The organism is Streptomyces sp. NPDC060209 (assembly GCF_042728155.1).
Lineage (GTDB): Bacteria > Actinomycetota > Actinomycetes > Streptomycetales > Streptomycetaceae > Streptomyces.
In genome coordinates this window covers 1-11191 of sequence record NZ_JBHWZS010000282.1, presented here as the reverse complement: position 1 = coordinate 11191, position 11191 = coordinate 1, and the positions used below count along the sequence as shown (strand labels likewise).

Below are 11191 nucleotides of genomic sequence, written 5' to 3'. Positions count from 1 at the left end.
GCGGAGGAGCGGGGCTCCTGCCTTTCCGGTCCCGATTCCCCTTCCGGCCCCGGGAATTCGAGAGGCCTCCGGCGATTCAGAGACCGGCGGCCGCCCGGGCCGTGACGGCGTCGGCCGGGTCCCAGCCCGCCCGTGGCACCGAGGCCAGCAGCAGTTCGGTGTAGGGGTCCTGCGGGCCGGCCAGCACACCGGCCGTCGGCCCCTGCTCCACCACCGTGCCGCGGCGCATCACCAACACCTCGTCCGTGATGTGCTGGACGACCGCCAGGTCATGGCTGACGAAGACCAGCGCGACCCCGGTGTCCCGGCGGATCTCGGCGAGCAGCGCGAGGATCTGCGCCTGGATCGAGACGTCCAGCGCGGCAACGGCCTCATCGAGGACCAGCACCCTGGGGTCCACCGCCAGGGCCCGCGCGATGGCCAGGCGCTGGCGCTGGCCGCCGGAGAGACCGTGCGGCAACGCCCCTGCCTCGCGGGGCCCGAGGCCCACCTGGTCGAGCAGCCCGTCGGCGAGCGCCTCGTCCCTGCCGTGCAGTCGCAGGGCCGTGGTCAGGCATCGGCGGGCGGTGAGGCGTGGGTCCAGGGAGACGTACGGATCCTGGAAGACGATCTGGATCTCCCGGGCCCTGACGAGCCTTGCGGTCCGCCCGCGAGGGGTGCGCGCGGCACGGGGCCGTCCGGAGACGGAGACGGTGCCCGCGTCGGGGCGTACGAGCCCCACCAGCATCCGGGCCACGGTCGTCTTGCCCGACCCCGACTCCCCGACGATCCCCAGCGAGCCGCCCGCCGGGACGGTGAAGGTGATGCCGTCGGCGGCGGTGTGCCGCCCGCCGCCGGGCAGCGCGTACGTCTTCCGCAGGCCGTCCACGGCCAGCAGGGGCGCGCCCTCGGGTACGCGGTCGGTCGTGGTCATCGGACGCTCCTCTTGTCCTGGCCGGGCGCCGTGAGGACGGGAAGACGTCGGCAGGCCGCCGCACCCCCGCCGTCCAGGGCCACCGGCTCCGGTCGCCAGGTGGCGCACTCGGGTTCGGCCTCCGGGCAGCGGTCTGCGAACTCGCAGCCGCCGAAGGTGTCCGCGAGCGACGGCGGGCGGCCGGGGATCGGGCGGATCTCCCGCTCCGCCTCCCCCAGCGTCGGCGAACAGGCCAGCAGGCCCTTCGTATAGGGGTGGCGGGGCCGGTCGAAGAGCGCCCCGGCGGACTGCTCCTCCACGACCCGGCCCGCGTACATGACGTACACGCGGTCGCAGTAGGCGGCGGCCAGGTGCAGATCGTGGGTGATGAACAGGAGGCCGAGGTTCCGCTCGGCGCGCAGCGTGCGGAGCAGGGCGAGGATCTCGGCCTGGGTGGTGACGTCCAGGGCACTGGTCGCCTCGTCGGCGAGCAGCAGCCCGGGTTCGGCGGCCAGCGCACCGGCGATGACGACGCGCTGGAGCATGCCGCCGGACAGCTCGTGCGGCCGTTGGCGGACCCGGCGGGCGGGGTCGGGGAGGCCGACCGCGCCGAGGAGTTCGACGGCCCGGGCGCGGGCCGCCCTCCGGTCCAGCCCGCTGCCGGCGAGCCGCTCCACCAGGAAGTCGCCGATGCGGCGGACCGGGTTGAGCGCGGAGCGCGGGTCCTGGTGGACCATCGCGACCGTACTGGCCCGGTGGGCGCGCAGTGCCTCGCCGCGCAGCGCGAGGACGTCGGTGCCGTCGACGCGTACGGAGCCGGAGACCACGGCGCCCTCGGGGAGGGTGCGGAGGGCCGCCCGGGCGGTGGTCGACTTGCCTGAGCCGGATTCGCCGACCAGCGCGACCACTTCGCCGGCTCCCACCCGCAGGGTCACGTCGGTGAGGACGGGCCGGGCGGTGCCGGGGAGTTCGACGGTGAGGTTCTCGATGTCGAGGAGCATGCGGCTACCTCCTGTTGCCGAGTCGGTCGGCGGCCCAGACCCCGACGACGTTGAAGGACACCACGACGAGGGCGATGGCGAAGCCGGGCACCAGGGCGGGCAGGAGTGCGCCCTGGACGACGGCGGCCTGGCCCTCCTGCACCATGAGGCCCCAGTCGGAGCTGGGCGGCTGGGCGCCGAACCCGAGGTAGGACAGCGTGGCCAGCGACATCAGGGCCTCGCCGAAGAGGACCACCAGGTAGCCGATGACGGAGCGGCCGAGGTTGGGGACGAGATAGCGGGCGCAGATGCGCGCGCCGCCCATGCCCTGGACCCGGTAGGCGTCGATGTACGGCTTGCGGCGTTCGGCGAGGGCCACCGAGCGGGTGTACTTGGCGACGGTCGGGGTGTAGGCGAGTCCGAGCGCCAGCACGGAGGTCGTCATCCCGGCCCCGAAGACCGCGATGATCATCACGGTGAACAGCAGCCCGGGGAAGGCGTACATCACGTCGGTCAGCCGGGAGACCAGGGTGTCCACCCAGCCGCCGCGCCAGGCGGCGAGCGTGCCGAGCACGACGCCGAGCAGCGCCGCGATGGCGAGCAGGAGGATCGGCGCGATGAGGCTGGTGCGGGCCCCGTACAGCACCCGGGAGAGCAGGTCCTGTCCGGAGGAGTCGGTGCCGAGGAGGTGTTCGCCGCCGGTGCCGACGAGCGATGCGGAGAGGTCGATGGCGTCGGGGGCGTACGGCGCGAGGAGCGGGGCGAGGACGGCGGCGAGGATCACCAGCACGAGGACCGCGCCCGCGATCACGACGCTCAGCGGGCGGCGTGCCCCTCGTTCGACGCCCGCGGGTGCGAGGGTGAGCGCACTCATGCGGTGGCCTCCTTCACACGCGGGTCGAGCAGCGGGTGTACCAGGTCGACGAGGGTGGTCACGACGATGTAGCCGGTGACCATGAGCAGGAGCACGGCCTGCGCGACGGGGAAGTCGTGCGTGTTGATCGCACCGACGAGCAGCGAGCCGATGCCGCTGATCCCGAAGGCCGTCTCCACGACGACCGTGCCGGCGAGCATGCCCGCCATGACCAGGCCGCACATGGTGACGATCGGCCCGAGCGCGTTGCGCAGGATGTGCCGGACCACGATCTCGCGCTCCGGAACACCTGAGGCCCGTGCGACCTCCACATGGTCGGCGGCGCCCGCGTCGACCATCGACTGCCGGGTCACCCGGCTGATCAGGGCGAGTGCCCCGAGCGCCAACGACAGGGCGGGCAGGGTCAGATGGTGCAGTGTGCCCGCGAAGCCCTCCCCGCTGCCGGTGACGGGGAACCAGCCGAGCTGGACCCCGAACAGCGCGACGAGCGCGATGGCCGAGACGAACGAGGGGACCGAGGCTGCCAGGGTGGTGCCGCCGACGACGGTCGAGTCGATCCACGTCCCGCGCCGGACGGCGGCGAGGACACCGGCGCCGACACCGAGGACGACGAACAGCACTGTCGCGTACGCCACGAGGGCGAGCGTCGTCGGGAAGCGGGCGACGAGCAGGTCGGCGACCTGGTCGCTGTACTTGAACGAACGGCCGAGGTCGAAGTGGAGGCAGTCCCCGAGCCAGCGCCCGTACTGCACGACGAGGGGCTCGTCGAGGTGGTACTGGGCGCGGACGAGTTCCAGCTTCTCCGGGGTGAGCTTGTCGCGGCCGCCGGCCAGGAAGACGGCCGGGTCGCCGGGTGCGGCGTAGACGGCGGCGAAGATGACGAACGAGGCGGCGAGGAGCGTGGCGAGCAGTCCGGCCAGGCGCCGTGAGATCCGGGCGAGCATCGCGTCAGCCCTTCCGGCCGAGCTCGGCGGCCCACGGGTGGTAGAGGTACGCCATGGACGCGGGAGGTCCGGTCAGCTCGTCGTTCAGGACGAGCACGGACGGAACCTGGGCCACCGAGATCCAGACGGCGGCGTCGGTGAACGTCTTCTGGACGCCGACCGCGAGCTTCGCCCGCTCGCCGTCGTCGAGGGTGGAGAGTGCCTGCTTCACCTCGGCGTCGTACGCGGCGTCCTTGAAGCCGACCCAGTTGTTGGAGGAGTCGGAGAGGGCGTTGTCGTAGAAGCCCATCGGGTCGGCCTTGGAGATGTACCAGTCGGCGACGAGTACGTCGATCTCGCCGCGCACCGACGGGTCGCTGTAGAACTGCTCGAACTGCGAGGTCGGCACCGTCTTGATCTGCCCGGTGAGGCCGATGCGCTGGAGCGCCGCGCGCACGGCGTTGGCGACGACGGTGCGGCCCTGACTGGCATCCGTACCGATCACGATCGGCTCACCGGGTCCGCCTCCCGCCTCCTTGACCAGCTTCTTGGCGGCGGCGAGATCGTCGGCGTCCGGGCTTTCCGGGGCGTACGCGATGTCCTTCTGGGCGGCCTCGAAGGTGTCCTTCTCGTATCCCCAGGCGCCGGAGCCGACCGGGGTGCCCCACGGCTGGACCATGGAGCCGTAGCCGGACGCGGCGATGCCCTTGCGGTCCAGGGCGAGCGAGAGCGCCCGGCGGATCTTCGCGTCCTTCAGGCCGCCGCGTTCGGTCGGGATCAGGATGAGGGAGGCGGTGGAGGGACCGTAGTACCGCTCGATGCCCTTCTTGCCGCCGAGGGCCGCCGCGGTGTTGGGCGATTCGGCGTACGCGCCGTCGGCCGCACCCGTGGTCAGGGCGTTGACCAGGGCGCTGTCCGACGCCCAGCGGAAGGTGACCTGCTTCGTCAGCGGCTTCTCCCCCCAGTAGGCGTCGTAGCGCTGGATGGTGATCGAGTCGCCGGACTTCCAGCCGCTCAGCCGGTACGGGCCGGTGCACGCGTCGGTCTGTCCCGGGGTGCCGAAGTCCTTGCCGGCCTTCTCGACCTGTTCCTTGTTCCAGACGATGCCCGCGTCCCCGGCGAGGGCCTTGAAGAACATGGCGTCGGGCGCCTTGAAGGTGATCGTGATCTGCCGGTCGCCCGTCTTCCTCATCGCGGCGATGTTGCCGAACTCGTCGCCCTGCTCCATGTCCGGGTCGGCGTGCCGCTCCAGGCTCCACAGCACGTCGTCCGCGGTCATCGGGGAGCCGTCGTGGAAGGTGACTCCGGAGCGCAGCGTCAGGACGAGGGTCTTGTCGTCCGGTGTCTCGGCCTCCTCGGCGAGGAAGGGCTTCGTCGACATGTCCGGCTGGAGCTGGTAGAGCCGCTCGCAGACGTTGGTGAGGACGACGCGGCCGGCGCTGGAGCCCTGGGTGTCCAGGTCGAGCGAGTCCGGTTCGTCCTCAAGGAGCCAGTCGGCGTTCGCCAGTTCGCCCTTGGCGGCCGGGGTGGTCGGCGTGAGGGTGAGCGCGGCGGCCTCGGCGGCCGAGGAGCCGCCACCCGTGTTCTGGGTGGCGCCGCTACAGCCGGCGGCCGCGACGATCACCGTCGCGACGGCGCCCGCGGCCAGGGCCGTCCTTCGTCGATAGGTGCGGTTCATCACTGAAGTCCTGTCAGTTCTGGCCGTACGGGCCGTCGTAGAGGTTCCAGGGGAGGTGCTGGTACTCGCGGTCACAGGGGGTTCCGGCGGTGACGTGGTAGTCGCCGGACGTCAGGTCGGCCAGGGAGGAGACGAGCGTGGTCCAGTGCTCGACGGCCGGGCGGCGCGGGTCGGGGTGGGTGCACAGGGATTCCGGGTGGCCGAGGTGGTCCGACATGGCCCGGCGGATGACCGCGCGGGACTCGTCGGGGCCGGTGGAGCCGCGCAGCGCCCTGAGCCCCTGCTCGGCGCGCGGGACCCGGACGAGCGAGTCCGAGGACATGGGCCGGTAGCCGGATGCTGCCAACTGGGCGGGGATGCCCGCCTGGTAGTGGTTGCCGTGCACCAGCAGGCCGTCGGTCGGATACATCCAGCCGTGTCCGGCCGGGGTGGTCTCCAGGTCGATGGCGAAGCCTTCGCGGCAGGTGAGGAGCGCGTTGCTGGCGATGTGGGCCCGGGTGCGGCAGAGCACGTCGAGCGCGTCGGTGATGTTGCTCTGGTCCAGGACGCTGCGGCGTACGACGGTCTGGAGCAGCCCGACCGTGTCGTCGAAACGGCCACCGAGGCCGTTGGCGTTGAGGGCGATGCCGGCGGAGTTGGCACCCTGGCGGCCGACCTGGCCGGCCTCGACCTGCATGATCAGGGTCGGTTTCGGGGGCTGGACGATCCGGATCATGACGACGGTGTCGGCGACGCCCGCACGCCAGTCCCAGTTCTGCCCGGCGTAGACGTGCCCGTCGCCGCTGGCCTCGCCGTAGGCGGCGAAGGAGGTGCAGCCCTCGGCGGGCTCCTCGTCCGCCTGCTGTCCGGCCGCCTCCATCTGCGCGAAGGACTTGTCGTAGATGACCTCGCCGCGCGCGTTCAGGGCGAGGACGTCGAGCAGGCCGACCCCCGCGCCGTCCGCGATGCCCTGCATCTCCTCGACGAGGTGGGGCGCGTAGTCGCGTACGGGATCCAGCCAGCGGCCGGCGCGGGCGGCGACCCGGTCCCAGGTCAGCCCGGCGGACCGGCCGAACGCCTCCTCGTAGTAGCCGAGGGCGGCGTGCAGTTGGGGGCGCACGGCCTCGCCGTACTGGCGCCCCCGGTCGAGCGGGCCGCCGGAGATCTCGATGACCGGGAGGGCCCGGGCGGGAGCGGGTTTCGTGGGAAGGGGTGCCATTGTTCTCCTCGCGACGGAACGCTTCCGCGTACGACGCCCTGAGGATCGCCAGGATCCTGTAACGTCGATTTCAGGATGCGTTCCCCTTGGAACGTTCTGCCCAGGACAGTAACGCGGGTCACACGGAAGTCAATGGTTGTAATGGAAATTCCAGAGAACGAAACCGGAGTGACACGGCTGCGTGCGGCGATTCGTGATCAATGGGACGACCTGTCGACGTCCGAACGAGCCGTCGCGCAGTACCTGGCCTCCGCCCCCGTCGAGCAGCTGCTCTTCGCCAGCGCCCAGGAGCTGGGCGCCGCCAGCTCCACCAGCAACGCCACCGTCGTACGCGCCCTCCAGCGCCTCGGATACGCGGGCCTGCCCGCCCTGAAGCGGGAGCTGGCCAACGACTTCACCGCGTCCGTCGCCCCCGAGGTACGCCTCAAGCAGCGCATCGCACACGTCGGCCGCGACCTGGGATCCATCTGGAGCGACGTCTTCGACGAGGCCCAGGAACGCATCGACCAGGCCCGGCGGCTCACCGAACCGGAGGCCGTCAAGCGCTCGGTGGCAGTCCTCGCCGAGGCGCACGAGGTGTTCTGCTACGGCATCGCCGCCTCGGAACCGGGCGCCCGCCACCTCGCGCTCGCACTGGGCAGGATCGGCCGCCGGGCCCGCTTCGTCTCCGAGACCGGCTTCGCCCTCGCGGACCAGCTGCTGGCCCTGGGACAGGGCGACGCCGTGGTGATCTTCCAGCCGGGCCGGCGGCTGGTGGAACTGACCGTGATGATGGAGCGGGCCCGTGCGGTCGGCGCCAAGGTCGTGCTGGTCACGGACGAACTGGGCGAGGCGTACGCCGACCGCGTCGAGGCGGTCCTCACCGCCCCGCACACCCCGACCGGCATCACCGCGGAGTCGCTGACGGGGCTGCTCGTCGCCGACGCGCTGCTCCTGGCGCTGGCCACGCTGGACGAGACCCGGGCGGTGGAGTCCTCGCACCAGCTCACCGCGCTGCGCGACCAGTTGCTCGACCCGAAACGCCGCGCCTGAATCCCTCATCGGCTGACATGGCGTCACCCTCCGCACAGGCCTTCGCCCCCCAATCATGTCGAGGGCCTGTGCAGAGCGTCACCCGATACTGACGAGCCCGCCCATAACAAGGCAGACTGTTGACCGCGATACCAACGGTATGAAGCAGAGCGGGATCGGCAGGACCGGCGGGGCAAGCAGGACAGGGGGCATCATGGACCGCGACAACGGACCCGGCGTGCGCGTTCCGGAGCAACGCGCTCCGCGGGAACGGGCGGCCGGCACCGAACTGCGCTTCACCGTGCTCGGCCCTGTACGCGTCTGGCGCGGCAGCGAACCCCTGCCGTCGGGGTCCCCGCAGCAACGCGCCCTGCTGGCCGCCCTGCTCCTGCGCGACGGCCGCACGGCCACCGCAGCCGAACTCATCGACGCCCTCTGGGGTGACGACCCCCCGTCCCAGGCACTGGCCACGGTGCGGACGTACGCGTCCCGGCTCCGCAAGGCCCTGGGCCAGGACACCCTGGTCAGCGAGGCGGGAGGCTACGCCGTCCGGATCCCGCGCGAGGCACTCGACCTGACGCTCGCCCAGGACCTGGCGGCCGAGGCGGAGAAGGCGCGCGGCGGCGGCGACCGCTGCCAGGCCCGCACACTGATCAACAAGCTGCTCGGCCTCTGGGACGGTGAGGCCCTCGCCTCCCTCCCCGGCCCGTACGCCGAGAACCAGCGCACCAGCCTGGAGGAATGGCGCCTCCAGCTCACCGAGACCCGGCTCGACCTGGACCTGGAGGTCGGCTGCCACGCGGAGGCGGTCTCCGAACTGACCGCGCTCACCGCGGCGCAGCCCCTGCGCGAGCGACTGCGCGAACTGCTGATGATCGCCCTGTACCGCAGCGGCCGTCAGGCCGAGGCCCTCGCGGTGTACGCCGACACCCGTCGCCTGCTCGCGGAGGAGCTGGGCGTCGACCCCCGCCCCGAACTGGCCCAGCTCCAGCAGCGGATCCTCCGGGCCGACGAGGAGCTGGCCCGCCCCGCCGACGAGCCGGCCCCCGCCTCCGTCCCGGTCCGCCCGGCCCAGCTCCCCGCCACCGTCCCGGACTTCACGGGCCGCGCCGCGTTCGTACGCGAGCTGGGTGACCGGCTCATGACCGCCGAGGGCTCCGTCATGGCGGTCTCCGCGCTGGCCGGCATCGGCGGCGTCGGCAAGACGACCCTCGCCGTGCACATCGCCCACCAGGCACGCCCGCACTTCCCGGACGGCCAGCTGTACGTCGACCTCCAGGGCGCGGGCGCCCGGGCCGCCGAACCCGAGACCGTCCTCGGCGCGTTCCTGCGCGCGCTGGGCACCGCCGACTCCGCGATCCCGGACTCCCTGGACGAGCGGGCCGCGCTCTACCGCTCCACCCTCGACGGCCGCCGCATCCTGGTCCTGCTCGACAACGCCCATGACGCGGCGCAGATCCGGCCGCTGCTCCCGGGCACGGAAGGCTGCGCGGCGCTGGTCACCAGCCGGGTCCGCATGGTCGACCTGGCCGGGGCGCACCTGGTGGACCTGGACGTGATGTCCCCCGAGGAGGCCCTGCAGCTCTTCACCCGCATCGTCGGCGACGAACGCGTCCGCTCGGAGCGGGAGGCGGCCCTGGACGTGGTGGCCGCGTGCGGCTTCCTGCCGCTGGCCATTCGCATCGCCGCCTCCCGGCTGGCCGCCCGCCGCACCTGGACGGTCTCGGTGCTGGCCGCGAAGCTCGCCGACGAACGCCGCCGCCTCGACGAACTCCAGGCCGGCGACCTCGCCGTGAAGGCCACCTTCGAGCTCGGCTACGGCCAGCTGGAACCGGCCCAGGCCCGCGCCTTCCGCCTCCTCGGCCTGGCGGACGGCCCCGACATCTCCCTCGCGGCGGCTGCCGCGCTCCTGAACCTGGACCCTCACACGGCGGAGGACCTCCTGGAGTCCCTGGTCGACACCAGCCTCCTGGAATCGGCGGCCCCGGGCCGCTACCGCTATCACGACCTGGTGCGCCTCTACGCGCGTGCGTGCGCGGAACGCGACGAACAGCCGCCGGTGGAAAGGGAGCTGGCGCTGTCGCGGCTGCTGGACTTCTACCTGGCCACGGCGGCGGGGGTGTACGCGCTGGAGCGGCCGGGCGAGCGGGTGCTCGACCACTTCACTCGCACCGAGTACCCCGGGCTCACTTTCCAGGTCCGTGAGACCGCGCTGGACTGGCTCTTCTCCGAGTCCAGCGGGCTGTTGGCCTGCGCGGCCCAGTCCGCCGGATCCGGCATGCCGCGGCGGGCCGCCGATCTGCTCATGGCCATGGTGGACCTGGGGGAATCCGGCGCCAACTCCCACCAGTTCGCCACCGCGGCGAAGGCCGTGAGCGATGCGGCGCGGACGGCGGGCGACGCACAGGCCGAGGGCCGGGCCCGGACGATGCTGACCCACGCCCTCAGCGTGTCCGGACGGTTCGCGGAGGCCGAGACCGAGGCCCGGCGCGCACTGGAGCTCGGCCGGCTGGCCGACGACCCGGTCTCCCTCGGACAGGTCCCGAACCAGCGCGGAATCATCGCCCTGTACGAGAACCGGCACTCCGACGCCGAGAATCACCTGAGTGAAGCGCTGACCGCCTTCCGCGCGGACGGCAACAAGCCCGGCGAGGCCTCGGCCCTGTGCAACCTCTCCCGTGTCCATCTGGCCACGGGCAGGACAGCGAGCGCCGTGGACCTCGCCCAGCAGGGCGTCGGCATCTACGAGGCGGACACCTCGGGTCTGGCCCTGCGCCTGGCCAACGGGAAATACGCCCTGGGGCTGGCGCTCACCGGTACGGGGCGGACGGTCTCCGCCCAGGAGGCGCTCACCGAGGCCATGTCGATATTCCGCGACAGCCGGCAGCAACTCTGGCACGGAATGACCCTGTTCCGGCTGGCCGAGCTGCACCTCGCCATCCGTCAGCCCGCCCACGCGGCGTCCCACGCCGAGCAGGCACTCGCGATCCTGCGCGGTATCGGCGGTGAATGGCGCCGGGCGAACGTACTCACCGCACTGGGCCGCGGGCTCGCCGGCATCGGTCAGACGGACCGCGCCCAGGTCTGCTGGAACGAGGCGCTCTCGATCTTCGACGACCTGGACTCCCCCGAGGCCGCCTCCGTGCGTGAACTCCTGGCCCCGGCCCCTGTCGCCAGGGCCTCCTGACCGGCGTTCATCATTCGTTTATCGCCTCACGGCACTCTCTACTCATCGATCCGTCGCGTCGGGGGGCAGACGGATTGGCGAGTGGCCTCACCGTTAGGGTGATCGGCCCTGGGAGCCCGCCCGGCGATCCACGGGGGAACCGCCGGGCGAGCTCCCCATCCGCAGTCACCACCTTTTTCAGGAGTTGAACTTCATGGCCGACAAGAGCGACATCCTCAAGCCGACGGACGCGCACGCCACCGGCGAGGAGATCACCACCCAGGACGCCCACGCCACCGGTTCGCCGCTCAAGCCGGCCGACGCGCACGCCACCGGCGAGGAGCTCACCACCCAGGACGCCCACGCCACGAGTGAGCCGGCCAACTAGACCTCACCCGCACGGGGAGCGGCCGCGGCGGCGCGGAGGGGGAGCCGTCGCGGCCGCTGCATGTCCGCGCGCACGGAGCAG

At 72.2% G+C, this 11191-nt stretch carries 9 protein-coding genes; 3 read left to right on the top strand and 6 right to left on the bottom strand.

Going from position 1 to position 11191, the window contains the following annotated elements; genetic code table 11:
• Window positions 1-76 precede the first annotated feature (76 nt).
• Genes ACFWFI_RS34640 through ACFWFI_RS34615 form a run of 6 tightly spaced genes read right to left on the bottom strand, consistent with a single transcriptional unit; the run spans window position 77 to window position 6545 of the window.
• Window positions 77-913 (bottom strand): ABC transporter ATP-binding protein, encoded by an 837-nt coding sequence (locus ACFWFI_RS34640; protein ID WP_387398193.1) that lies wholly within the window; start codon window positions 911-913, stop codon window positions 77-79.
• Window positions 910-1893 carry an ABC transporter ATP-binding protein gene (locus ACFWFI_RS34635; RefSeq protein WP_387398191.1) on the bottom strand — a complete coding sequence of 328 codons (984 nt, stop codon included), beginning with the start codon at window positions 1891-1893 and terminating at the stop codon, window positions 910-912. The genes ACFWFI_RS34640 and ACFWFI_RS34635 overlap by 4 nt, the downstream gene beginning before the upstream one ends.
• Window positions 1894-1897: 4 nt before the next feature.
• Entirely contained in the window at window positions 1898-2746 is an 849-nt protein-coding gene (locus ACFWFI_RS34630; protein ID WP_387398189.1) for an ABC transporter permease, read from the bottom strand.
• On the bottom strand, window positions 2743-3690 hold the full coding sequence (locus tag ACFWFI_RS34625; protein WP_387398187.1) for an ABC transporter permease: 948 nt from the start codon (window positions 3688-3690) through the stop codon (window positions 2743-2745). The genes ACFWFI_RS34630 and ACFWFI_RS34625 overlap by 4 nt, the downstream gene beginning before the upstream one ends.
• 4 nt (window positions 3691-3694) lie before the next feature.
• Window positions 3695-5347: an ABC transporter substrate-binding protein gene (locus ACFWFI_RS34620; protein WP_387398185.1), complete on the bottom strand. Its 1653-nt coding sequence runs from the start codon at window positions 5345-5347 to the stop codon at window positions 3695-3697.
• Between the two features lie 13 nt (window positions 5348-5360).
• Window positions 5361-6545, bottom strand: a complete 1185-nt coding sequence (locus tag ACFWFI_RS34615) for a C45 family autoproteolytic acyltransferase/hydolase (RefSeq protein ID WP_387398183.1) — start codon at window positions 6543-6545, stop codon at window positions 5361-5363.
• Between the two features lie 132 nt (window positions 6546-6677).
• On the opposite strand from ACFWFI_RS34615, the gene ACFWFI_RS34610 reads away from it, so the two are divergent.
• The 3 genes from ACFWFI_RS34610 to ACFWFI_RS34600 all read left to right on the top strand — a co-directional run bounded on the left by ACFWFI_RS34610 (window position 6678) and on the right by ACFWFI_RS34600 (window position 11110).
• Window positions 6678-7577: a MurR/RpiR family transcriptional regulator gene (locus ACFWFI_RS34610; protein WP_387398180.1), complete on the top strand. Its 900-nt coding sequence runs from the start codon at window positions 6678-6680 to the stop codon at window positions 7575-7577.
• 193 nt (window positions 7578-7770) lie between these two features.
• Window positions 7771-10743: an AfsR/SARP family transcriptional regulator gene (locus tag ACFWFI_RS34605; protein ID WP_387398178.1), complete on the top strand. Its 2973-nt coding sequence runs from the start codon at window positions 7771-7773 to the stop codon at window positions 10741-10743.
• A gap of 193 nt (window positions 10744-10936) precedes the next feature.
• Window positions 10937-11110: a hypothetical protein gene (locus tag ACFWFI_RS34600; RefSeq protein ID WP_387398176.1), complete on the top strand. Its 174-nt coding sequence runs from the start codon at window positions 10937-10939 to the stop codon at window positions 11108-11110.
• The last annotated feature ends 81 nt before the right edge of the window (window positions 11111-11191 follow it).